This window comes from Thermohalobaculum sp. (genome assembly GCF_058622915.1).
In genome coordinates this window covers 28,786-50,173 of the sequence record NZ_JBZSYN010000077.1, presented here as the reverse complement: position 1 = coordinate 50,173, position 21,388 = coordinate 28,786, and the positions used below count along the sequence as shown (strand labels likewise).

General features: G+C 67.7%; 22 protein-coding genes. 12 read left to right on the top strand and 10 right to left on the bottom strand.

Annotation, left to right across the window (positions count from 1 at the left end):
* Position 1: 1 nt before the first annotated feature.
* From AC32QD_RS06660 to AC32QD_RS06650, 3 genes are read left to right on the top strand one after another with little or no spacing between them, the layout of a single operon-like run.
* Positions 2-289, top strand: a complete 288-nt coding sequence (locus AC32QD_RS06660) for a sarcosine oxidase subunit delta (protein WP_492009703.1) — start codon at positions 2-4, stop codon at positions 287-289.
* Positions 286-3,336: a sarcosine oxidase subunit alpha family protein gene (locus AC32QD_RS06655; protein ID WP_492009702.1), complete on the top strand. Its 3,051-nt coding sequence runs from the start codon at positions 286-288 to the stop codon at positions 3,334-3,336. Before AC32QD_RS06660 ends, AC32QD_RS06655 begins: the two co-directional genes overlap by 4 nt.
* Positions 3,329-3,901, top strand: a complete 573-nt coding sequence (locus tag AC32QD_RS06650) for a sarcosine oxidase subunit gamma (RefSeq protein ID WP_492009701.1) — start codon at positions 3,329-3,331, stop codon at positions 3,899-3,901. Before AC32QD_RS06655 ends, AC32QD_RS06650 begins: the two co-directional genes overlap by 8 nt.
* 75 nt (positions 3,902-3,976) lie before the next feature.
* On the opposite strand, the gene AC32QD_RS06645 is transcribed toward AC32QD_RS06650, so the two are convergent.
* The 4 genes from AC32QD_RS06645 to AC32QD_RS06630 all read right to left on the bottom strand — a co-directional run bounded on the left by AC32QD_RS06645 (position 3,977) and on the right by AC32QD_RS06630 (position 7,463).
* A complete protein-coding gene (locus AC32QD_RS06645) occupies positions 3,977-4,426 on the bottom strand; it encodes an OsmC family protein (RefSeq protein ID WP_492009700.1) in 450 nt (149 codons plus the stop codon).
* A 25-nt stretch (positions 4,427-4,451) separates the two neighbouring features.
* Positions 4,452-5,594 carry a glycine cleavage T C-terminal barrel domain-containing protein gene (locus tag AC32QD_RS06640; RefSeq protein WP_492009699.1) on the bottom strand — a complete coding sequence of 381 codons (1,143 nt, stop codon included), beginning with the start codon at positions 5,592-5,594 and terminating at the stop codon, positions 4,452-4,454.
* A gap of 160 nt (positions 5,595-5,754) precedes the next feature.
* The gene (locus AC32QD_RS06635; RefSeq protein ID WP_492009698.1) at positions 5,755-6,246 is read right to left on the bottom strand and encodes an Lrp/AsnC family transcriptional regulator; all 492 of its coding nucleotides are present in this window, start codon (positions 6,244-6,246) and stop codon (positions 5,755-5,757) included.
* A 221-nt stretch (positions 6,247-6,467) separates the two neighbouring features.
* Positions 6,468-7,463 carry an agmatinase family protein gene (locus AC32QD_RS06630; protein ID WP_492009697.1) on the bottom strand — a complete coding sequence of 332 codons (996 nt, stop codon included), beginning with the start codon at positions 7,461-7,463 and terminating at the stop codon, positions 6,468-6,470.
* 472 nt (positions 7,464-7,935) lie between these two features.
* Between AC32QD_RS06630 and AC32QD_RS06625 the strand changes: the two genes are divergently transcribed.
* The 6 genes from AC32QD_RS06625 to AC32QD_RS06600 all read left to right on the top strand — a co-directional run bounded on the left by AC32QD_RS06625 (position 7,936) and on the right by AC32QD_RS06600 (position 11,910).
* Entirely contained in the window at positions 7,936-8,295 is a 360-nt protein-coding gene (locus tag AC32QD_RS06625) for a BufA1 family periplasmic bufferin-type metallophore (RefSeq protein ID WP_492009696.1), read from the top strand.
* 11 nt (positions 8,296-8,306) lie between these two features.
* Positions 8,307-9,191 (top strand): MNIO family bufferin maturase, encoded by an 885-nt coding sequence (gene bufB / locus AC32QD_RS06620; protein WP_492009695.1) that lies wholly within the window; start codon positions 8,307-8,309, stop codon positions 9,189-9,191.
* Positions 9,175-9,984, top strand: a complete 810-nt coding sequence (locus AC32QD_RS06615; RefSeq protein ID WP_492009694.1) for an HvfC/BufC family peptide modification chaperone — start codon at positions 9,175-9,177, stop codon at positions 9,982-9,984. The genes bufB and AC32QD_RS06615 overlap by 17 nt, the downstream gene beginning before the upstream one ends.
* Positions 9,981-10,481: a DoxX family protein gene (locus AC32QD_RS06610; RefSeq protein WP_492009693.1), complete on the top strand. Its 501-nt coding sequence runs from the start codon at positions 9,981-9,983 to the stop codon at positions 10,479-10,481. The genes AC32QD_RS06615 and AC32QD_RS06610 overlap by 4 nt, the downstream gene beginning before the upstream one ends.
* Positions 10,482-10,709: 228 nt before the next feature.
* Positions 10,710-11,246 (top strand): sigma-70 family RNA polymerase sigma factor, encoded by a 537-nt coding sequence (locus tag AC32QD_RS06605; RefSeq protein ID WP_492009692.1) that lies wholly within the window; start codon positions 10,710-10,712, stop codon positions 11,244-11,246.
* Complete coding sequence (locus AC32QD_RS06600; RefSeq protein ID WP_492009691.1) at positions 11,236-11,910, top strand: NrsF family protein; 675 nt, start codon at positions 11,236-11,238, stop codon at positions 11,908-11,910. The genes AC32QD_RS06605 and AC32QD_RS06600 overlap by 11 nt, the downstream gene beginning before the upstream one ends.
* Before the next feature lie 100 nt (positions 11,911-12,010).
* Here the strand turns inward: AC32QD_RS06600 and AC32QD_RS06595 are convergent, their stop codons facing one another.
* Both AC32QD_RS06595 and AC32QD_RS06590 read right to left on the bottom strand, forming a co-directional pair.
* Complete coding sequence (locus AC32QD_RS06595; RefSeq protein WP_492009690.1) at positions 12,011-12,364, bottom strand: Hpt domain-containing protein; 354 nt, start codon at positions 12,362-12,364, stop codon at positions 12,011-12,013.
* A 2-nt stretch (positions 12,365-12,366) separates the two neighbouring features.
* Positions 12,367-12,768, bottom strand: a complete 402-nt coding sequence (locus AC32QD_RS06590) for a response regulator (protein ID WP_492009689.1) — start codon at positions 12,766-12,768, stop codon at positions 12,367-12,369.
* A gap of 381 nt (positions 12,769-13,149) precedes the next feature.
* Here AC32QD_RS06590 and AC32QD_RS06585 point away from each other — a divergent pair, with 381 nt between their 5' ends.
* From AC32QD_RS06585 to AC32QD_RS06575, 3 genes are read left to right on the top strand one after another with little or no spacing between them, the layout of a single operon-like run.
* Positions 13,150-14,958, top strand: coding sequence for a TackOD1 domain-containing metal-binding protein (locus tag AC32QD_RS06585; RefSeq protein WP_492009688.1), 1,809 nt, complete (start codon positions 13,150-13,152; stop codon positions 14,956-14,958).
* Positions 14,958-16,223, top strand: a complete 1,266-nt coding sequence (locus tag AC32QD_RS06580) for a glycosyltransferase family 2 protein (protein WP_492009687.1) — start codon at positions 14,958-14,960, stop codon at positions 16,221-16,223. The genes AC32QD_RS06585 and AC32QD_RS06580 overlap by 1 nt, the downstream gene beginning before the upstream one ends.
* A gap of 2 nt (positions 16,224-16,225) precedes the next feature.
* Positions 16,226-17,221, top strand: a complete 996-nt coding sequence (locus tag AC32QD_RS06575) for an HlyD family secretion protein (protein WP_492009686.1) — start codon at positions 16,226-16,228, stop codon at positions 17,219-17,221.
* A 241-nt stretch (positions 17,222-17,462) separates the two neighbouring features.
* Here AC32QD_RS06575 and AC32QD_RS06570 read toward each other — a convergent pair whose 3' ends face one another.
* The 4 genes from AC32QD_RS06570 to AC32QD_RS06555 all read right to left on the bottom strand — a co-directional run bounded on the left by AC32QD_RS06570 (position 17,463) and on the right by AC32QD_RS06555 (position 21,337).
* Positions 17,463-17,933, bottom strand: coding sequence for a Ros/MucR family transcriptional regulator (locus AC32QD_RS06570; protein ID WP_492009685.1), 471 nt, complete (start codon positions 17,931-17,933; stop codon positions 17,463-17,465).
* A 218-nt stretch (positions 17,934-18,151) separates the two neighbouring features.
* The gene (locus tag AC32QD_RS06565; protein WP_492009684.1) at positions 18,152-19,357 is read right to left on the bottom strand and encodes an ABC transporter permease; all 1,206 of its coding nucleotides are present in this window, start codon (positions 19,355-19,357) and stop codon (positions 18,152-18,154) included.
* On the bottom strand, positions 19,357-20,004 hold the full coding sequence (locus AC32QD_RS06560; protein WP_492009713.1) for an ABC transporter ATP-binding protein: 648 nt from the start codon (positions 20,002-20,004) through the stop codon (positions 19,357-19,359). Before AC32QD_RS06560 ends, AC32QD_RS06565 begins: the two co-directional genes overlap by 1 nt.
* Before the next feature lie 85 nt (positions 20,005-20,089).
* Positions 20,090-21,337, bottom strand: coding sequence for an efflux RND transporter periplasmic adaptor subunit (locus tag AC32QD_RS06555; protein ID WP_492009683.1), 1,248 nt, complete (start codon positions 21,335-21,337; stop codon positions 20,090-20,092).
* Between the last annotated feature and the right edge of the window lie 51 nt (positions 21,338-21,388).

The window sequence follows — 21,388 nt, the reverse complement described above, 5'->3', positions numbered from 1 at the left end:
AATGATCATCGATCACCCGCTTCTAGGCCCGCGCGACGCGCAGGAATTCACCTATCTCGGCGACGCGAGTCTGATCGACCGGCCCGACTGGCAGGACCCGGACGCGGTGGAGCGGTTCTACGAGTACCTCTATCTGCGCGACAATCCCGCCGGCGAGCACCGCGAGCTGTGGTTCCACGAACAGGGCGACCGCTCCTGGCTGGTGGTGACGCGCGACACCCGCACGCATGCCATCGTGCATGTCGACCTGGCGCGAGACGTGGCGCGACAGCGGGGGCGCAGCCGATGACCCGGATGATGACCTTCGGCGGCGACCGGCTCGTGCGGCATCCGCAGGACAGGAGCGGCGCGGCAGGCGGCGGTGGCCAAGGCGCGTCCTCGGGGCAGGCAAACCGCCTGTCGGGCGGTCTCATCGAGAGGAGCCGGTCGCTCTCTTTCCGCTTTGACGGCAAGCGTTATCGGGGGCATCCCGGCGACACCATCGCCTCTGCGCTGCTCGCCAACGGCGTCCGCCTCATGGGGCGGAGCTTCAAGTATCACCGCCCGCGCGGCCCGCTCACAGCCGGCTCGGAGGAGCCCAACGCCCTGGTCGAGCTGCGCGACGGCGCGGCGCGCGAGCCGAATACGCGGGCAACGGTCGCCGAGCTGTTCGAAGGCCTCGTGGCCGAGAGCCAGAACCGTTGGCCGTCGCTCGAGTTTGACGCGATGGCGGTGAACGACCTGCTCTCGCCCTTTTTCGTGGCCGGCTTCTACTACAAGACCTTCATGTGGCCGAAGGCGTTCTGGGAGAAGGTCTATGAGCCGATCATCCGCCGCGCCGCGGGGCTCGGCAGACTCTCGTTCCAGCCCGACCCGGACAGCTACGACAAGGGGTTCCAGCACTGCGACCTGCTCGTCATCGGAGCCGGTCCTGCGGGCCTCGCCGCGGCCCTGACAGCGGCCCGGGGCGGCGCCCGCGTGATCCTCGCAGACGAGGACTTCGCGATGGGCGGGCGCCTCAATGCGGAGACGTTTGCGCTGGGCGAGCAGGCCGGGGCGGACTGGGCGCGTGACGTCCTTGACGAGCTTGCCTCCATGCAGAGCGTCCGGCTGATGCCGCGCACAACCGTCATCGGGGCCTTCGATCACGGCATTTACGGTGCGCTCGAGCGCGTGTCGGACCACCTGCCTTCTCCTCAGGCGGGCAAGCCGCGGCAGACGCTTTGGAGAATATACGCCAGGCGCGCGATCCTCGCCGCCGGCGCGATCGAGCGGCCGATCGCCTTCTCCAACAACGACCGCCCCGGGATCATGCTGGCCGGCGCAATGCGCGCCTATGCGAACCGGTGGGCAGTCACGCCCGGACGGCAGGTGGCGGTCTTCACCAACAACGACGACGGGCTGCGCACCGCGCGGGACCTTGCCGCCAAGGGCGTGCAGATCGCCGCCGTGATCGATGCGCGCCCGGACGCGCAGGCGCTGGAGGGCACCGAGCACCTGCGCGGCGCACAGGTGACCGACGCACGGGGCCGGCTCGGGCTTTCCTCCGTCACGGTGCGCGAGGCGAACGGGCGGGAGCGGACCATCGCCTGCACCGCGCTTGGCGTCTCCGGCGGCTGGAACCCCGCGCTCCACCTGACCTGTCACCACCGCGGGCGGCCGGTCTGGCGCGAGGAGATCGCCGCCTTCGTCCCGGGCGGCGAGCTGCCCCCGGGCATGGCCGTCGCCGGCGCCGCCGCGGGTGCGTTCTCGACCGCGGGCGCGCTGTCCGGCGGAGCCGAGGCCGCGAAGCAAGCGCTCGCCGATCTCGACCTGAAGCCCCCCGCGATGGAGCTTCCGCAGGCCGAGGACGCGGCGGTGGCGATTACGCCGCTGTGGCACGTCAAGGGAGGTCCGGGCCGCTCCTGGCTCGACCAGCAGAACGACGTGACCGTGAAGGACGTGAAGCTTGCCCACCAGGAAAACTTCCGCTCGGTCGAGCACCTCAAGCGCTACACGACGCTCGGCATGGCGACCGATCAGGGCAAGACGGCGAGCATCAACGCCATCGGCGTGATGGCGGAGCTTTGCAGCGCAACCATCCCGGAAACCGGCACCACCGTGTTTCGCCCGCCCTACACGCCGGTCGCCATCGGCGCCTTTGCCGGCCGCGCACGCGGGCAGGACTTCAGGCCGACGCGGCTGACGCCCTCGCACCCGTTCGCGAGCGATCAGGGCGCGCTTTTCGTCGAGACCGGGGCCTGGCTGCGCGCCCAGTGGTTTCCGCGCCCGGGCGAGACGCACTGGCGCCAGAGCGTCGACCGCGAGGTCGAGACGGTGCGAAAGGCCGTGGGCGTCTGCGACGTGACCACGCTGGGCAAGATCGACGTCCAGGGCACGGATGCCGCCGAGTTCCTCAACCGCGTCTACTGCAACGCCTTCGCGAAGCTCCCGGTCGGCAAGGTGCGCTATGGACTGATGCTGCGTGAGGACGGCATGGCGAAGGACGACGGCACCACGGCACGCTTCGCCGAGGACCACTTCGTCATGACGACGACCACGGCCAATGCCGTGTCCGTGTTCCGCCACCTCGAGTTCTGCCGCCAGTGTCTGTGGCCCGATCTCGACGTGCAGTTGATCTCCACGACCGAGGCATGGGCGCAGTTCGCGGTCGCCGGGCCGCGCGCGCGCGATTTGCTGCGCAAGGTGGTCGACCCGACGCACGAAATCTCGAACGAGGCCTTTCCCTTCATGGCCTGCGGCGAGATCACCGTGTGCGGCGGCCACAGGGCACGGTTGTTCCGCATCTCCTTCTCCGGTGAGCTGGCCTACGAGATCGCCGTTCCGACCCGTTACGGCAACTCCATGATGCGCGCCCTGCTCGCGGCCGGCGAGGAGTTCGGCGTCTGCCCCTACGGCACCGAGGCCCTCGGCGTGATGCGCATCGAGAAGGGGCATGCCGCCGGCAATGAGCTGAATGGCCAGACGACGGCAATGAATCTCGGAATGGGCCGGATGGTGTCGAAGAAGAAGGACAGCATCGGGTCGACGCTGTCGGAACGCGAGGGCCTGAGCCGGGAGGACGGTCTCCGGCTGGTCGGCTTCCGCCCGGTGAACCGGGCGACACGTCTGAGGGCGGGCGCCCACTTCATTGCCCGCGGCCGGCCGGCGAACGTGGAAAACGACGAGGGCTGGATGAGTTCGGTGGCGTACTCGCCCACGCTTGGACACTCGATCGGACTCGGCTTTCTCAAGAACGGGTCCGAGCGCCTCGGTGACGTCGTGCGCGCCGTCGACCTGCTCAGCGACAGCGACGTGGAGGTCGAGGTTGTCTCGCCGCATTTCGTAGATCCGGAAGGGGAGCGTCTCCGTGCCTGACCTGAGCCTCACCACCCTGACGCCGCTCGGCGCAGAGAGCCCCCGCACCGACCGCATCGGCGCGATCGAGATCGCCGAGGACGTGTCCCGCGCCCTCGCCTCCCTCGCCTGCCGCCTCGGGCGCGAAGCGGACTTCGACGCCGCGGCCGACGCGGCTTTGGGCGTCGCAATGCCCGCGCCGGGACGCTTCGGGGCGAACGACCGGTATCGCGTCATCTGGACGGGTCCCGGCCAGTTCTTCGTCGAGACCGACCTCGACGCGGAGTCCGACCTCGAGGGCAGCCTGAAGGCCGCTTTCGGCGCCAGCGCCTCGATCACCGATCAGACGGACGCCTGGGCCCGCTTCGTCGTCACGGGCGAGAGCGTCGCGGCGATGTTCGAACGGCTTTGCGCGGTCGATCTCGGGGTCTCGGAGGCCGGCGATTCGACCCGCACGATCATGGAGCACGTCGGCGTGTTCCTGCTCTGCCTTGAGCCGGGCCGTCGTTACGCCGTGCTCGGCCCTCGCTCGTCGGCGGGCTCGCTGCACCACGTTCTCTCGACCGCAGCCAAGACCGTCGTCTGAAACCGCCGGCGCGGTTTCAGACGTTCGGCAGAGCCCGGTTCGGGCGCCAGTACAGGCCGACTAAGCGCCCGGGGCCTATAGGATGTTGATTTCGACGCTCTCGGCGAGCGTGTTGGCAATGAAGCAATAGCGGTGCGCCCGATCGTGCATCTTTTCCAGATCGGCCGCTTCGACCGAAAAGCCCTTGTCGAAGCGCACCACCGGATGCAGATCGATGCGGGTGACCGACATCTGGCCCTTGGCGTTCTTGCCCAGATGAGCGACGGCACGATCGGAGAACGTCGCGACGGGCCATTTGGCCTTCGCAGCCAGCGCCAGAAACGTCATCATGTGGCAGCTTGACACCGAGGCGGCAAGAGCCTGCTCGGGATTGGTGTTCTCGGCAGATCCGCCCCAGTCGGGGGCGGCATCCACCCGCAGATCATAGGTGTCGTTGAACTGCACGGAATGCGCGTTGGAGTACTTGCCGGGTTGCAGGCTCGGCTCGGAACGCTGCCAGTGCAGCTCGATGGCAAGTTCGGACATTTCAATCTCCCTTGGCCTGGCCTTTTCAGGCGGCGGCGATCTTCTTCTTCGGGTCGAAGAACGGCCGCTCCACGACGGTGGCCCGGCGCGGTCCCGACGGCATCGCAACCTCGACCACCGTGCCGATTTCGGCACAGTCGGCCGCGACCATCGCCAGGGCGATGTTCTTCTCGAGGCGCGGCGAATAGACGGCGGATGTGACCTTGCCGACGGTGTTTCCGTCCTTGTCGATCGCCCAGAAGGTGGTGTTCGGCCCCTTCAGCCGCTCGCCCTCGATGTGCAGACCGACCTGCTTGCGGCTCACGCCCTTGTCGCGGATGCGGCGCAGCGCGGCCTTGCCGATGAAGTCCGCCTCCATGTCGAGGTTGACCAGGCGATCGAAGCCCAGCTCGTAGGGGTTGGTGTTGATATCCGCATCCGCGTGATAGGAGAGCATCCCGCCCTCGATGCGGCGGATCGAGGAGGTATGGCCGGGCTTGAGGCCGAAGGGCTTGCCGGCCGCCATGATCTTCTCCCACAGCTCGTCGCCGCGCGATCCGTCCTGCAGGTAGAGCTCGTAGCCCAGCTCGCTGGACCAGCCGGTGCGCGACACGATCAGCGGGATGCCGTCCAGCTCGACCTCGCGCAGCCAGTAATATTTCAGGTCCATGATGCTCTCGCCGAACAGCGCCTTCATCACCTCGCCCGACTTCGGGCCCTGCAGCTGCAGCGGCGACACGTCCGGCTCGCGGATCGTGACGTCCATGCCCGCAAAGACCGCCACGCCCTGCGCCCACAGCAGGATGTCGCTGTCGGCCAGCGAGATCCAGAAGTGGTTCTCCGCCAGCCGCAGCAGGATCGGGTCATTCAGGATACCGCCGTCCGCATTGGTGATCAGGATGTACTTGCACTGCCCGACGGCCAGCTTGGAGAGATCGCGCGGGGTGAGCATCTGCACGAACTTCGCCGCATCGGGTCCGGTGATCTCGACCTGCCGCTCGACACCCACATCGCACAGGATCGCGTCGTTCACGAGGTTCCAGAAGTTCTGTTCCGGATCGCCGAAATCGCGCGGGATATACATGTGATTGTACACCGAGAACCCCCGAGCGCCCCAACGGACGGTCGCGTCGAAATAGGGGGATTTGCGGATCTGCGTGCCGAACCCGAAATCGTCGGACTGTGTCATGGTCTTGGTCCTTCTTCACCAGCGGTACGAACCGCTGCGGGGTGTCTGGATGCGGTGAATTTCTAACATCAGAAGCGCCCGAGGTCGGACTGAAAATGTGCAGGTGCAAGACCAGGCGGGCTTTTGTCAGGCGTCTTGCAGACCATTCAGTCGGATGACATCAGTTTTCGGTTTTGGCGGCCAGAGCTGCAAGGTTGGGCGATTCGGACTTGATCTCGCGCGTCACGATGTAGGTCATGTACCGATCGATCCCCAGTTCAGCCGCAAGCAGGGAGTCCATCAGGGTCTGAAAGGCGGCCAGGTTCGGGCAGAACACCTTCAAGACATAGTCCATGCCGCCGCCGGTCGCGATGCATTCGGTGATTTCGTCCAGCTTGCGAATATGAGCCTCGAACCGATCGAAATCCGATTTGCGGTGATGCGTCAGTGAGACCGTCACGATGACCTGGGTAAAGTCACCGATGCGATCCAGCGCGATGACGCCACGATAGCCACGAATGAACCCCGCCGTTTTCAGCCTGCTCAGGCGTTCCCAACAGGCCGTAGGCGACAGATTGACGATCTCGGCCAGCCTGGCCTTGCTCAGTTGCCCATGCTTCTGGATCGCGCTGAGGATGCGAATATCGGTCGCATCAAGGCCAAGGCTCTTCATTCGTTCGGCTCTTTCGCTGAGTCTTTCCCAAAAAAGCGGTGACCGTAATCCAAGGTTCGGTTCCTTCTGCCACCAAGTCAATATTTGTGCGTCTGTCCTGGCCAACAGAGGTGAGAACAGATCGGGTTGACACGATCGTTTTATGCTGGAGCCGCCAGCCCTGGTCGGGGACAGGGAAGCTGAGGATTGGCCCGACAGTTTCGGCAGACTGACGAAAAGCGTCACGCTGCGGCGTTCTCCAGCCGCCGCTTGGTGGCGCCCATGAACTGCATCGCCAGCGCCGCCCCCATGATCGAGCTGACATTCGCGGCATCGAGTGAGGGGGCCACTTCCACGATGTCCATCCCCCGGCACTTCGGGTGCCGACCAATCTGCCAGACGGTCTCCAGCGCCTGGAAAGAGGTCAGGCCGCCGACGCTTGGAGCATTCGTGCCCGGCACATGGGCGCAGTCGATGGCATCGATGTCGAAGCTCAGAAAGATGGCCTCCGTGCCCGCGGCAGCGACGTCGAGCGCCTGCTGGATCGCAGGCCCGATCCCGTTCAGGTGCAGGTCGCGCGCGGTGATGACGCTGACGCCGAGGTCACGGCAGTAATCCATGTAGTAGCGGGAATTCAGCCAGGAGTTGATGCCGAACTCGACGAAGTTCTTCGGGTCGAGCTTGCCTGAGGGATCATCGATCAACCGCCGAAAAGGCGTTCCGCTGGAGACCTCGCCATGGTGGGAATGGCGAACGTCGAGATGCGCATCGACGTTGATGACGCCGATCTTGCCGGCCAGGTTGTTCATCACGCCCTTGATGTCGGGATAGGCGAGCGAATGGTCGCCGCCGAGTATCAATGGCGTGAGACCCAGTTCGACGATGCCGGTCACCACGGTCTCGACGCGTTCGTGCGTGCCGAGCACATCGGTATAAAGCACGTCGACGTTCCCGAAGTCGGTCAGCGCGAACCCCGTGGACAGGTCCATGTCGAGGCCTGGCTCGTAGACGTTGGAGAACACGAGCGCATTGCGGATGCTGTTGGGCCCGTCCTTGCAGCCCCTGCGTCCCGAGACCGCCGTGTCGAACGGGATGCCGAGGAGGGCCACGTCGGCACTTTCGGCCTTGCGCCAATCCACCATGATATCGGCAACGGTCACGTCGTACTCGTCGGGGACGAAGCTGCGTGGCTTTGGACACTCGATGAGAAGAGACGCAGCGGCCGCGGCGAGTTCCATCTCAGGGCTCCGGGTCGGGTATCGGTCGGGTATCGGTCGTGCAGGACTGCGCGGCCGAAGGCGATGCCGCATCCATCCTAGTTGCAGCGTCCGGCCGTCCGCAATGATGTCTCTCGTGTCGCCGGGACGAGGAATCGGAAACCGGGCCGCCTTTTGGCACGCGGCACCGCCGGGTCTGCCAGAGCATTCTCGCGTTCGAGCACTGCCCTCACGAGCGCGCACGCCCCGGGGCCCCAAGCGGGCCTTGCGCCCTGATCGGGCGAAGCTGCGGATGGCGATCACGACGCCGTGGCCGTGTTCCACACCGTGCGAAGATGCCGATTTCCCGGCGGAACCCCCGAGAACGGCGGCGGGCCCTTGGCAGGCCAGCTTGCGCCGGCCGCAAGGAGGCGGATGTAACCTTTTCCGTCCCCGTTGCGAAAGAACCCGTGTGCGTCGGCGATGGACGCACCACGACAGGAAAGGAAGAATCATGGATCGTCGCAGCTTGACCGTTTCCGCCGTGGCCACCGCCCTGGCCCTGGCGGCAGGCGCCGCCACCCCGGCATCGGCGCAGATGACGCCGCAGATGCAGAAGAAGCTCGACATGATGCTTAAGGAGCATCCCGGCGCAAGCAAGAGCGTGATCGAGAAGAACATGCAGCGGGTGGCCGCGCAGAACCTGCAGAAGTGCTATGGCGTCAACGCCGTCGGGCGCAACGACTGTGCCGCCGGCGCGCATTCCTGTGCCGGCCAGGCGACCAAGGCGCGGGATCCGAACTCGTTCGTGCTGCTGCCGCAAGGCGATTGCAGCAAGCTCGCGGGCGGGTCGCTCAAGCCCGCCAATATGTGAGCGCAACTGCCATGATGGCCACCGGAGCCATGAACGGCCGGTGCGCAGGCACGATCCCCGCGACGGCGGGGATCGGACTGCGCGCCCCCCACCACGGCGCCTTGCTCGACAGCCGGCCCGGCATCGGCTGGGTCGAGGTGCACAGCGAGAACTATCTGGGCGAGGCCAGCCTGGCCATCCTCGAACAGGTACGCGCGGACTATCCGGTCTCGCTGCACAGCGTCGGCCTCTCGCTTGGCTCGGCCGAGGGCCTAGACCGCGGGCATCTGGCCGCGCTGACTGAGCTTGCCGAGCGGATCGACCCCGGGCTGGTATCCGAGCACCTCGCCTGGGGCGCCGTGGACCACGACTTTCTCGCCGACCTGCTGCCGCTGCCGCTGACGGAGGAAAGCCTCGCGGTCGTGTGCCGCAATGTCGAGGAAGTGCAGGAGGCGCTGGGGCGGCCGATCCTGATGGAGAACCCGTCGACCTACCTGCAGTTCAGCCACTCCACCATCCCCGAGCCGGAGTTCCTCGGCGCGCTGGTCGCGCGGGCCGGTTGCGGCCTGATCTGCGACGTGAACAACGTCTTCGTCAGCGCCGCCAACCACGGCTGGGACCCGGAAGCCTACCTGCGCGCCCTGCCCGCCGGGGCGATCGGCGAATTCCACCTCGCCGGGCACAGCGAGGCCGACGGCGATGCGGCGCCGCTCTTGCTGGACACGCACGACCGGCGGGTGTCGCCCGCGGTGTGGCGTCTCTACCGCGCCGCACTCGCGACGATTGGCCCGCGGCCGACGCTGATCGAGTGGGACGCACAGATTCCCGCACTGGAGGTGCTGCTCGACGAGGCAGCGCTGGCGGCCGATCACCTCGCCGGCGGCCAGAGTCAAGCGCGCGATGCCCGCGCTGATTGACCTGCAGCGACGTTTCCGCGATGCGGTGCTTGCCGAGACGGGCGCACCGCCCGCAGCGGTGCCGGGCGGCAAGGTCAGCGCCGACGTCCGCCTGAACATCTACCGCAACAACGTGCTGAACAACCTCACGCGGGCGCTGCGGCTTTGCTATCCCGCGGTCGAGCGGTTGGTCGGCGCGGCGTTCTTCGCCGCCGCGGCGCGGCAGTTCATCGTCGCGGCGCCGCCCATCGAAGCCGATCTTTACCGCTATGGAGGCGGTCTGGCGGATTTTCTGGAGTCATTCCCCGCGGCCGCAGGCCTGCCCTACCTGGCCGATGTGGCGCGGCTGGAATGGGCGATCAACCGAGCCTGGCACGCCCCCGCGGCGCCGGCGGCCGGCATCGAAGCGCTTGCGGCTTTTCCGCACGACAGCCGGGCGGAGCTGCGCCTTTGTCCGCACCCGGCGCTGTCGCTGCTGCGCCTCGAGCATCCGGCCCGCGCGATCTGGGAGGCGGTCCTGACCGAGGATGCCCAGGCGCGCGGCGAGGCGCTGGCGGGGATTGATCCCGGCTCGGGCGGCGAGACCCTGGCCGTCTATCGCGCCGCCGGCGTGCCCGAGATCAGCGTGCTGTCGCCGGTCGCCTTCGAGCTGGCGCAGGCGCTCGTCGAGGGACGGACGGTCGGCGAGGCGCTCGTCGCCACGGGGCCGGCCGAGGCGGCGCCGCTGCTGGCCGAGTTGGTCTCGCGCGGCTGCTTCACAGGGATACGGGCAGCGGACCGCCGCAGAGGTCTCATGCACGGTGACCCGTCATGAAGGCAGGAACCAGCGGAGCAATTGCCTGGATCGACAGGGTCATCGGCTGGCTCGATCGGATTCCCTACTGGCTGATCGCGGTGACCTGCCGCGTGGCACTGGCCAAGGTGTTCTGGAGCTCAGCCCAGACGCATCTCGCCGATTGGCACACCACGCTTTACATGTTTCACACCGACTACCGCCTGCCGCTGTTGCCGCCGACGCTGGCAGCCTATGCCGCGGTCGCGATCGAGCTTTTGGTCCCGCCGCTTCTGATCCTTGGTCTTGCGACCCGGTTCGCCGCACTGACGGTCTTCGGCATGACGCTGGTGATCGAGATCTTCATCTACCCGCAGGCCTGGCCCACGCACATCCAGTGGGCGGCGATGATGCTGGTGCTGATGGCCGCAGGCGCCGGCCGGGTTTCGCTCGACTGGTTGATCGGGCGGTGGGCGCACGGGCGCAGCGGCCATCGCGGGACCGGACGCGTGGGGGCGGATTCGCAGGTTTTCAAGTGATTGTGACCCGATGTCAGGCCGCGCCGGGGCTCAAACACTTGCACCGGACCGACAATGCCGGGTCTCATGGCCACACGGACAGCCGGAATCACCGGCCACGGACCCGCAACGGGGCGCGTGCGCTGCGTGTCAGCCCCGGTGCGGGGACCGCTGCCGAAGTGGGGCATTTGGATGACGGACCGTTCCGATTGCAGGCCTGCGCGAGAGAGCCTATCCCACGAAAGCCTGATGCAGGCGGCCCAGGCGGGCGACCGGCAGGCCTACACCGTCCTGCTCCGGCGCATCATGCCGCATTTGCGGCAAACGGTGCGCAGCCGCCGCCAGTTTCTGCCCGACGCGGAGATCGAGGACATCGTCCAGGACATCCTGATCTCGCTCCATGCCGTGCGGGCGACCTACGACCCGCGGCGCCCGTTCATGCCCTGGCTGATGGCGATCGCGCGCAATCGGCTGGCCGACAGCGGACGGTGCCACGCTCGGCGGAACGCCCACGAGGTCCAGGTGGCGGACCCCGCGCTCATGCGTCCCGAAGCCGCGCCGAGTGGGCGTGAGGTCTATGGCGACCCCGAAGCCTTGCGGCGAGCCATCGCGACACTGCCGCCGCGGCAGCGCGAGGCCGTCGAGATGGTGAAGCTGCGCGAAATGACCCTGCGCGAGGCCGCCTTCGCAACCGGCGCCAGCACGGGCGCTTTGAAGGTATCGGTGCATCGCGGCATAACCAGCCTGCGCAGGCTGCTGACAGAGGGCAAGGACCGTGCAGACTGAAACGCTGATCCGCGACCTGGCGAGCGCCGCACGGCCCGTGCGGCCGCTCACGCGCCCGTGGGCGCGCGCCGCGATCTGGACGGCGCTCGCCGCACCCTGGATTGCCGCCATCGTCCTGGTCATGTCGGTGCGACCGGACCTGTCGGCAAAACTGGCCGACCCCCGTTTCGTTGTCGAACAGGCCGCCACGCTCGCGACCGGCATCACCGCCGCGGCAGCGGCCTTCGCCAGCACGATCCCGGGCTATCGGCGCAGCATCGTGCTGCTTCCCGCCCTGCCACTGGCCATCTGGCTGGGAAGCCTTGGCCAAAGCTGCGTGGCAACGCTGGTGGTGGTCGGACCCCATGGCCTGGCGCTGCGCCCCGGTTGGCTGTGCCTGCCGGCGATCGCGCTGACCGGCGCCCTGCCTGCCTTGGCCATGATGATCATGCTGCGCCGCGGCGCACCGCTCTTCCCGCACCTGTCCGTCGGGCTCGGTGCGCTGGCGGCGGCGGGGCTGGGCAATTTCGGGCTGCGCCTGTTCCATCCGCAGGATTCCAGCCTCATGGTCCTCGTCTGGCAGTTCGGCAGCGTCTTCATGCTCACGGCGCTCGCGAGCTGCGCCGGACGGCGCATCCTTTGCTGGCCGTCCGGGCCGCGGGCCGGTGCGGACCGCAACGAATGAGAGTCGCCGTCAGGCGTCGCCGACTTGCCTCGGCCCGAGGATCGCGAGGTCAGCTCGGAGGTCGACAGGCCGCAAGGCGCCAGAGCCGGGCCCGCGGCCGTCAGACAGCACCGTAAAGTGCCGAGTGTTCCGGCCTGATCGCGGCAGTCTGCGCTTCCAGCTCGCGCCCGAGCCCGATGGCCCGTTCGACCTGGGCTTCATCCAGCCGGCCCTCAAGGCGCGCGAGCTCGCGCAGGTGGACCTCCAGCGCCTGCGCCGCCCGGCTGATTTCCCCGAAGCCGATCGAGCCGCTGCTGCCCTTGATCTTGTGGGCCAGGCCGGCGCCCTGGGCCACCACCGCGGCCCGATCGGCCGCGGGATCCGCCAGACGGGCCAGGCAGTCGCGCACCGCAGCTGCCTCACCGATGAGCGTGACGCAATGGCGCTCGATCAGGGCGCGAAGCTCGTCCTGCATCCTCATGCCTCACGCGGCGCGTGGGCGCCGTCCCAGATCGCCCGCACGGTATCGGAGAGCGTCATCGGGTCGAACGGCTTGGTGATCACACCGGCCGCGCCCAGCCGATGATAATGTGCGACCTCGTGACTCTGTGCCTTGGCGGTCATGAAGACGACGGGCGTCGAGGAAAACCCGGGTATCCCCTTGAGCCGCGCGAAGACCTCGGGCCCGTCCATGCCCGGCATCATGACGTCCAGCAAGACCAGGTCGGGGCGAAACTGCGGGATCCGCTCGAGCGCCTCGGGACCAGACGCGCTGACATCGAGCTCGAAGCCCCCCAGCGCGGTCAGGGCCAGCCGGGCGACGGCGCGGATGTCGGGCTCGTCCTCGACATAGCAGATGCGCCTTAGCGATTGCGCCATCACGCAGGCCCCTCGTGCAGGTGTCGCGATCCCGGGCGAGCCACGACGCACAAGGGAAGCGGACCCGGCACCGCGCCCGGAGAAGAACCGCACAAGAGCATCCATTGATTCTCCGTAATCGCCGATGATTGCATCTAACAGAGATGCACAGCGGCTAACTCTTCCATGATTCGGTAAATAAATTCCTGCGGCATTTACCAAACATCCCTTTAATCAGTAATTTACGTTCTTCGGCGATGCACGAGTCCCGGGTCCGCTGCCGGCGCAAGCGCGGCCGCGCGGCTCCGGCGCAATGGCCGCACCGGGCCGGGCCGCACAGGGGCGGGCCGCACAGGCGCGGCAAGTGCCGATGGCGGATCGGTCAATCGAGGAGGATGTTGCGTGAGCGAAACGCAGGAGGCCGACGCGCAGATCCTCGACGGCCGGCCAGCGCCGGGCGCGCAGGGCGTGCTGGTGGCCGAGGACAGCCCGGTCACGCAGGACCTGCTCAAGCTGGTGCTGGAGCAGCGCGGGCACCGGGTGGAAATGGCCGCCGACGGCCCCACGGCACTGGACGCCTTGCGCAAGCGGCCGTTCGACGTGGCGCTGCTCGACTACAATATGCCCGGACTGAACGGTCTCGAGGTCGTGGTCGCCTTCCTCGCCGAGCAGCCGGACGGACGGCGACCTCATTTCGTCGCCATCACCGGCGACGTCGAGGGGTTGCTGGAGAACCCGGCCAACTGCGAGCATTTCGACCGCGTCCTGCCCAAGCCGCTCGACATCAACATGGTCTGCGACGCGGTCGAGGAGCTGGCCGGCACGGTCCCGACATCCGGCCCGACATCCGGCCCCGGGGGGTCGGGCGGCGCGGCGGAGCGGTCCGCGGCGGCCGGCCATGGCTCCGGCCCGCGTCGACGCTCGCCGGTCGAGAGCCTCGACTACCGGTTCCTGCGCTGGCCCGACGACCTGAACCCCCGCATGGCGGGAGGGCGGGCGCTGCGCAGCATCGTGGGGGAGGATTACGATGCCGTGCTGATCCGCGAGCCGGTGCCGCCGCCCGACCGCCCCCTGCTGTGGAACGGCCGCGGCCGCCATCTGCTGCCGGTGATCGATCTGACGGCCAGCCTGGGCGGGTGCGCCGACCTCGACGCCTCAACCCTTGCCACGAGCGATGCCGATACGGTGCGCGAGCTGATCGAAACCTTCCATGACCGCCGCGCCGGGCTGCACCGGGACCTCGTCCATTCCGACGCGCCCGCCGACAAGCTGCTGGGTCGCATCCACGTCGCCGGCGGCACGCTGATGCCGCGGCTCGACGGCGCCGCGCGCGGCTTCGTCAGCTACAACACCATGCTCGACCTGCAAGCCCTGCGCCCGACCGCCAGCCGGCTGGTCGAGGAGGGAATGCTCGCTGCGGAGTTCTTTGATCGTCTGCATGTGTGCGCCAGCTGCGCCTCGGCGCGCTTCAACGTGCGCGAGGAGTGCCCCGAATGCGGCGCGGCGTGCCTTGAGGAGGTTTCCTACCTGCACCACTTCAGCTGCGCCTATCAGGGCCCGGAGTCGGATTTCCGCGACGGGGACGACCTGGTCTGCCCGAAATGCCGCCGCGAGCTGCGGCGATTCGGGCGCGACTACGACCGGCCGGGGATGATGGTCGTCTGCGCCGCCTGCGGCAACGGCACCTCCGAGCCCGCGGTCGGCTTCGTCTGTGTCGATTGCGCCAACCGCTACGACGGCGACACGGTGGAGACGCGGGACATCTTCTCCTACCGGCTGACCGACCGTGCCGCGGGCTATCTGGAGGCGGGGCAATCCTTCCTCGGCCTGGCGCAGCGCAGCCTGCGCTTCGCCGAGCTTCCGCTCGATCTGGTGATCGCGCTCAACGACGCGGCAAAGCGGTTCAACGACAGCGGCACGCCGTTCTCCCTGCTCAACATCGCCTACGAAAACGAACGCGAGCTGAGCCAGCAGCTCGGCCCGCGTCAGTTCGCGCGACTTCGCCAACTGTTCCTCGAGACTATGCAGCAGGTGCTGGGCGGCGAGGCCAAGCTGTCGCGGGGTCAAGCCTTCGACTATGCCCTGCTGCCCGGCGCCGAGCCGAACCGGACGCGCGCCGGGCTCGACGAGCTGTGCGGGCGCGCCGCGGCGGCGCTGCGCCACGACCCCGGCGCCATGATCACTGTCTTCGGTCCCGAGGACATCGGCTGATGCAGCAACTGATCGGCGAGAGCCTGGACTATCTCGGCGCGCAGACCGGGGCGACGCTTCTGGCGCTGTTCTGGTACGTGGCCGTGTTCGAGGTGCCGCGCTATACCTTCTCCTTCGCCATCGCCGCGTTCTTCGGAGCACGCCCCGGCGAGGAGGGCGCGGCGCAGGCCGACGGGCACCGCGTCAGCGTTGTCGTCGCCGGCCATAACGAGGCCGACAGCATCGAGCTTTGTGTTCAAGCCCTGCGCGAGCAAAGCCGGCCGGCCGACGAGATCATCCTGGTCAGCGACGGCTCCACCGACCGGATGCGGGCGCGACTGCACGACCTGTTGCGCCGAGGGCTGATCGACGGGGCGCACGCCACCGACCTGCGCGGCGGCAAGGCGGCTGCCTGCAATCTGGCGGTCCGCGCGGCCACGGGCGACATCTTGATCAACGTCGATTGCGACTGCAGTTTCGACCGCCACGCCCTGCGCAACATGGTGGCCGCCTTCGAAAGTCCCTCGGTCGGCGCGGTGTGCGGCAACGTCCAAGTGCGCAACCCCGACGCAAGCCTGATCTCCGCCTTTCAGGCGATCGAATACTTGATCAGCATCTCCCTGGGGCGACAGGCGGCGGACGTGCTGGGCCAGGTTTCCTGCGTCTCCGGCGCATTCGGGGCTTTCCGCAAGGAGGCGCTGGACTCCGTCGCGGGCCTCGACGCGGGCAGCGGCGAAGACCTGGATGTGACCCTGAGACTGCGCCAGCAGGGCTGGGAAATTCGCTTCGCCGGCGACGCCGTGTGCTACACCGACGTTCCCGAGACGCTCGGGGGCCTCCTCGCGCAACGGTTCCGTTGGGAGCGCGACGCCGTGCGCCTGCGCTATCGCAAGCATATCGACCTGATGAACCCGTTCTCGCCGCGGTTCCGCACCGTCGAGCTCATGCACGAGCTGGAGTTCCTGGCCTTCAACGTTGTGGCGGCCGCGGCGCTGCCGGTCTATCTGCTGTGGCTGTTCTCCAGTCTCGGCGAGCTGGGCGTGGTCGTCCTTCTGGGCGCGCAGGCCGGGCTGGTCATGCTGGATGCGGTGAGCTTCCTGCTCGCCGCCTATGCGACGCCCCGGACGCACTGCCTGCCCCTGCTTCCCTATCTGCTCTTCTACACCCTGTTCAACGGAGTCTTCATGCGTTTCATCAGACTGGCGGCTTATCTTCAGGAATGGGTCTTCGACGCCTCCTACCGGGACGAGTACGTGCCTGCCAAGGTGCACGGCGCGCGCGGCTGAACATGGTCAGGAAACTGCGCAGGCGTCCGCGTTCGGACAACCATGTCAACCAGATCCGCCGCCGGCGTCGCGGACTGGGACGACGGATCTACCTTCTGATGCTGGCGGTACTCGGCCTCGGCCTCGCGAACTATTTCTGGGGAGGCCTGGTGATGCTGCACGCCGATGGCATCGTGCTGCGCGATCGCACCGCGGTCGCCGCCACCTCGGTGGTACGCATCGAGGCCGTGCATGTGCGCCATGGCCAGAGCGTGCACGCCGGCGAGGTCCTGCTGCACGTCGGCTCGGCCGAGATCCTCGACCGGGTCGCGGATCTTTCGGCGCGCGAGGCCGAGCTGGCTCAGCGCGAGGCGGCGCTGCGCTCACGGATGAGCCTGGCCGCCGATCTCCTGCCGCTGGCGAAGCAGCGGGCCGAGGAAGCGGCAGGCGCCCTCACGCGTCTCGACGGCGCCGTCGGCCGCGGCCTCGTGCTGACCGAGCGCTACGACAACGCCATGCGGGCGAACTATGACGCGCAGACCGCGCGGCTTCGGCTTGCCAGCGAGCGCAAGTCGCTCGATTCCGAGATTGCTGCGCTGACCGAGGCGCGGCGCACGCTCAACGATGCCCTGACTGCGCTGAAATCGCATTTCGGCGATGGCACCATCCGCGCCGCGGTGTCGGGCGCCGTCGGCGCCGACGTGCCGGCGGTCGGCGAGGTCTACAACGCCGGCGACCCGATTCTTTCGATCTTCTCGGGCAAGAGCTATATTCTCGCCTATCTGCCGCAGAACTACCTGTTTGCGATTGACCGGGGCACGGCTGTGCGCGTGAGCGACGGCCGACATTCCGTGAACGGGGTGATCACGGGAATCCTGCCGGTGTCCCAGGAACTGCCGGCAGCGTTCCAGAAGGCCTTTCGCCCTGGCGACCGTCGCCAGCTGGCACGCATCGACCTGCCCGACGGATCCCCGTTTCCCGTCTTTGCAACCGTTCAGGTGACGAACCGCTATTTCTGACCTCGGTCCGGGCTGCGCCGCGGTGCCGGCGCCCCTGCCCTCGGGCGCCGAAACCAAAGCGCGCCATGCGCCGGCAACGCCGGCCGAGGACAGCCGCACTCGGCCGGGCTCCGCTCCGCTCGATGCCGCCGATCAATGCCTCCCAGCCGCGAGCTGCCCGGCCATGCTTCCGGGTCGTTTTGCCGCGGACAGGCGTGCATCGGCCCGGCTGGCCCGGCGGCGCCCGAGTACGCCCCGATGCCTAGCGGCGCGGCTTGCGCTTGGGCTGGCTCGCGGCAGGCTTGCGACCGAGCCCGATCTCCTTGGCCAGCGTCCGGCGCTTCTCGGCATAGTCGGGTGCCACCATCGGATAGTCGTAGGGCAAGCGCCATTTGGCCCGGTACTCGTCCGGCGTCAGCCCGTGCGCGGAAGCCAGGTGCCGCTTGAGCATCTTCTGCCCCTTGCCGCATTCGAGGCAGACGATCGCCTTGTTCGAGACAGACCGCTTCACCGGCACTGCGGGCTGCTGCTCCGGCTCGGGCGGCGCGGCGGGTGCGCCGACCCGCTGCATGGTCAGGAAGACGGTTTCAATCAATCCCGGCAGATCGCTGGATGAAACAGCGTTGTTGCTGACATAGGCCGCCACGATGTCGGCCGTCAGAGAGATCATCTCGTCACGCTGCGGATCGCCATTGGCGCTGTTCGTAGGCGTTTCGTTCGTCATGATTTTCATTCCCATTCTCGTGGAGCCAAACATCGATATGGACGAATGCAACGCAAGTTCAATTCCACCGATTAGCAGATGTGAATCCAACTGACCATAACACAGGATTAAATTTCCGGCATTTGGTCAATCGGTTTCGAATCATCGACGCGCCGAAAACATCGATAACTTCGGCGGGAAACTTGCGAAGGCCAAGGCTGGCAGGACCTCGGCCGCAATCGAGGCCGCTACTCGTGCCGGAGCGCCTCGATCGGGTCGAGTCGCGCGGCCCGGCGCGCCGGGAAGAAACCGAACAGGACGCCGATCGCGGCGGAGAAGGCGAAGGCGACCAACACGATGGAGGGGTCGAGAATGAAGGGAATCCCCATCTGCGCCGCGGCCAGAAGGGCCAGCCCCAGCCCGATCCCGATGCCGACCATGCCGCCCATGAGCGACAGGATCACGGCCTCGACCAGGAACTGGGTCAGCACCTGGGACTCGCGGGCGCCGACTGCGAGTCGAATGCCGATTTCGCGTGTCCGCTCGGTCACCGAGACCAGCATGATATTCATGATCCCGATGCCGCCAACCAGCAGGCTGACGCCCGCGACCGCACCCAGAAGCGCGGTCAGCACGGTGGTGGTCGCGGTTCGCGTCTGGGCGATCTGGCGCATGTCGCGCACGGTGAAGTCGTCCTCCTGCCGCGGGCCGATGTTGCGCCGCTCGCGCAACAGCCGCTCGATGTCGGCCTGGACCTTGGAGGTCTGCACGCCGTCGCGGGCCGAGACGTAGATAGCCGGGATGTCCGGGTTGCCGACCAGGCGCCGCTGCACCGCACGCAGCGGCATCAGGATGATGTCGTCGCGATCGGAGCCGAAGCTCGACTGGCCCTTCGCCTCGAGCAGCCCGATCACGTCGCAGGCGATCTTGTTCACGCGGATTTTCTGGCCGACCGGGTCCGCGCTACCGAACAGCGTCTTGCGTACGGTCTGGCCGAGGATGCACACGGCGCGACCGCTGCGAATCTCGCCTTCCTGGAACTGGCGCCCGGCGCTGAGCTGCCAGTTTTGCGCGACGAAGAAATCGTTGTCGCTGCCAGTCACAGAGGTGTTGCGGCTCTGGGAGCCGTAGATCGCCGTGACCTGTTTCTGGACCACGGGCGCTACCGCCTTAACGCCGAAGAGCTGGGTGCGCAGCGCCTCGATATCACGGGCGTTGAAGGGGCGCGCGTCCGAGCTCGAGCGGCCCGGGCCGAACTGCCCCGGGCGGACGAACAGCAGGTTGCTGCCGAGCTTGGCCATGTCGGCCGACACCTTCGCCGTCGCGCCGTTGCCGATGGTGACCATCGCGATCACGGCACCGACGCCGATGACGATGCCTAGAATCGTCAGCGAGGAGCGCAGCACGTTGCGCGCCATCGTCCGCACCGCCAGCCGTACCGCTTCGAGGAACATCACGGCGTCTCCCGCTGCACCGGCCTGGCATCGAGCCGACCGTCGAGGAAATGGATCGTGCGCTGCGCGTACTCCGCGATGTCGGGCTCGTGCGTGACCATGATCACGGTGATGCCCTCGGCCCGGTTGAGCTGCGTCAGAAGATCCATGATTTCCTGGCTGGTCCGGGTGTCGAGGTTGCCCGTCGGCTCGTCGGCCAGGAGCACCGCCGGGTCGGTGACGATGGCACGGGCGATGGCGACGCGCTGCTGCTGGCCGCCGGAAAGCTCGTTCGGCGCATGGTGGCCACGCCCGGTGAGGCCGACGCGCGCGAGCGCGTCGAGCGCGCGCTCGCGTCGGATGGCCGGATCGGCGCCGCGATAGATCAGCGGCAGCTCGACATTCTCGACCGCGGAGGTGCGCGCCAACAGGTTGAAGCCCTGGAACACGAAGCCGAGGTAGTGGCGGCGCAACAGGGCCCGCTGGTCGCGACTTAGAGCGCCGACATCGACGCCGCGGAACAGGTATTTGCCGCTGCTGGGCGTATCGAGGCAGCCGATGGTGTTCATCGCCGTCGACTTGCCCGAGCCGGAGGGGCCCATGATGGCGACGAACTCTCCGTCACCGATGGTCAGGTCGATGGCGTCGAGCGCGAACACGCGGGCCATGCCGCTGCCGTAGACGCGCGACACCTGCCTGAGCTCGATCAGGGGCGGGGCGAGGGCAAAGTCCTCCGCAACGGGCACCTCCACCTCAACCTGCGGGCGTGACAGCATCGACGATCACCTTCTCGCCCGGATTTATCTTGCCGGCGACGATCTGCGTCCGGCTCCCGTCGGTTGCGCCGACTTTCACCGGGACGCGCGTCGCCACGCCATCGCGCAGTACCCACAGCGTGCGGTTGGGCCCGGTCGCCTCGGGGCGGCTTGGCTCGCGGAAGGAAAAGTGCGGACTCAGAAGCGCGCTCAGCAGGCCGCCGCGGGACCGGCGCGCCTGCTGCACCGGCGGGCTGAAGCGCAAGGCCGCGTTCGGCACGGTCAGGGCGTTCTTCACCTCGGCGACGGTGATCTCGGCGGTCGCGGTCATGCCGGGGCGCAGCAGCAGGTCGGGGTTCGCCGCATCGAGCACCGCCTTGTAGGTGACGACGCCCTGCACCACCTGCGAGCCAAAGCGCAGCTGGCTGATGGTCGCATTGAAGCTGCGGCCGGGATAGGCGTCGACCGTGAAGGTGGCCTTCTGCCCCTCGTGCACCTTGCCGACATCGGCCTCGTCGACATCCACCTGAGCTTGCATCTTGGTCAGATCCTCGGCGATGGTGAAGAGCGTGGGCGCCTGCAGCGACGCGGCCACGACCTGGCCGGGCTCGACATTGCGGTCGAGCACGGTTCCGTTGATCGGCGAGCGCACCTGCGCCTTCTCCAGATTGGTCTCGTTCAGCTTCAGGTCCGCTTGGGCGGCGTCTACCTCGGCCTTTGCGCTCGCCAGCGCGGCGACGGCGCGGTCATAGGCGGCACGCGCGGAATCGAGGTCCTGGACCGTGCCCGCCTGCCGACTGGCGAGGGACTTGGCGCGCTTGAGCTGGAGCTGCGTCTCGGTGACGGTGGCGTCGGCGACCTGCACGTTCGCCTTCGCGGCACTGAGCTGCGCGCGCGCGCTGTCGACCGTGGCGCTCAGCTTGTCGGTATCGAGCACGGCGAGAACCTCGCCCGCCTTGACCTGCGAATTGTAGTCGACGTTGACGCTGCGCACGATGCCCGAGAGCTCGCTGGAGACCTGCACCTCGTTGGTCGGCTGGATGGTGCCCGTGGCGGTCACCGTGACAACGATGTCGCCGGTCGTCGCGGTTTCGGTCCTGTACTGGACGCTTCCCGCCCCGTTGCCGGAGCCGACCCAGTAATAGCCGGCGCCGGCGGCGACAAGCAGAACCAGGCCGCCGACCAGCCAGCGGCGCCATCGGCCGCGGGAGGCGCGGCCCACGCCGAGCACCGTTTCGATTTCCACTTTCGAGCTGCCCGCTCGCCGCTTTTCAGACATCGCAACGCTCCAGGGGTC

Coding starts and splice junctions, on each gene's coding strand:
- AC32QD_RS06660 (WP_492009703.1), top strand. CDS start 2: ATGATCATCGATCACCCGCTTCTAGGCCCGCGCGACGCGCAGGAATTC.
- AC32QD_RS06655 (WP_492009702.1), top strand. CDS start 286: ATGACCCGGATGATGACCTTCGGCGGCGACCGGCTCGTGCGGCATCCG.
- AC32QD_RS06645 (WP_492009700.1), bottom strand. CDS start 4,426: ATGTCCGAACTTGCCATCGAGCTGCACTGGCAGCGTTCCGAGCCGAGC.
- AC32QD_RS06640 (WP_492009699.1), bottom strand. CDS start 5,594: ATGACACAGTCCGACGATTTCGGGTTCGGCACGCAGATCCGCAAATCC.
- AC32QD_RS06635 (WP_492009698.1), bottom strand. CDS start 6,246: ATGAAGAGCCTTGGCCTTGATGCGACCGATATTCGCATCCTCAGCGCG.
- AC32QD_RS06630 (WP_492009697.1), bottom strand. CDS start 7,463: ATGGAACTCGCCGCGGCCGCTGCGTCTCTTCTCATCGAGTGTCCAAAG.
- AC32QD_RS06625 (WP_492009696.1), top strand. CDS start 7,936: ATGGATCGTCGCAGCTTGACCGTTTCCGCCGTGGCCACCGCCCTGGCC.
- bufB (WP_492009695.1), top strand. CDS start 8,307: ATGATGGCCACCGGAGCCATGAACGGCCGGTGCGCAGGCACGATCCCC.
- AC32QD_RS06615 (WP_492009694.1), top strand. CDS start 9,175: ATGCCCGCGCTGATTGACCTGCAGCGACGTTTCCGCGATGCGGTGCTT.
- AC32QD_RS06610 (WP_492009693.1), top strand. CDS start 9,981: ATGAAGGCAGGAACCAGCGGAGCAATTGCCTGGATCGACAGGGTCATC.
- AC32QD_RS06605 (WP_492009692.1), top strand. CDS start 10,710: ATGCAGGCGGCCCAGGCGGGCGACCGGCAGGCCTACACCGTCCTGCTC.
- AC32QD_RS06595 (WP_492009690.1), bottom strand. CDS start 12,364: ATGCAGGACGAGCTTCGCGCCCTGATCGAGCGCCATTGCGTCACGCTC.
- AC32QD_RS06590 (WP_492009689.1), bottom strand. CDS start 12,768: ATGGCGCAATCGCTAAGGCGCATCTGCTATGTCGAGGACGAGCCCGAC.
- AC32QD_RS06580 (WP_492009687.1), top strand. CDS start 14,958: ATGCAGCAACTGATCGGCGAGAGCCTGGACTATCTCGGCGCGCAGACC.
- AC32QD_RS06575 (WP_492009686.1), top strand. CDS start 16,226: ATGGTCAGGAAACTGCGCAGGCGTCCGCGTTCGGACAACCATGTCAAC.
- AC32QD_RS06570 (WP_492009685.1), bottom strand. CDS start 17,933: ATGAAAATCATGACGAACGAAACGCCTACGAACAGCGCCAATGGCGAT.
- AC32QD_RS06565 (WP_492009684.1), bottom strand. CDS start 19,357: ATGTTCCTCGAAGCGGTACGGCTGGCGGTGCGGACGATGGCGCGCAAC.
- AC32QD_RS06560 (WP_492009713.1), bottom strand. CDS start 20,004: ATGGCCCGCGTGTTCGCGCTCGACGCCATCGACCTGACCATCGGTGAC.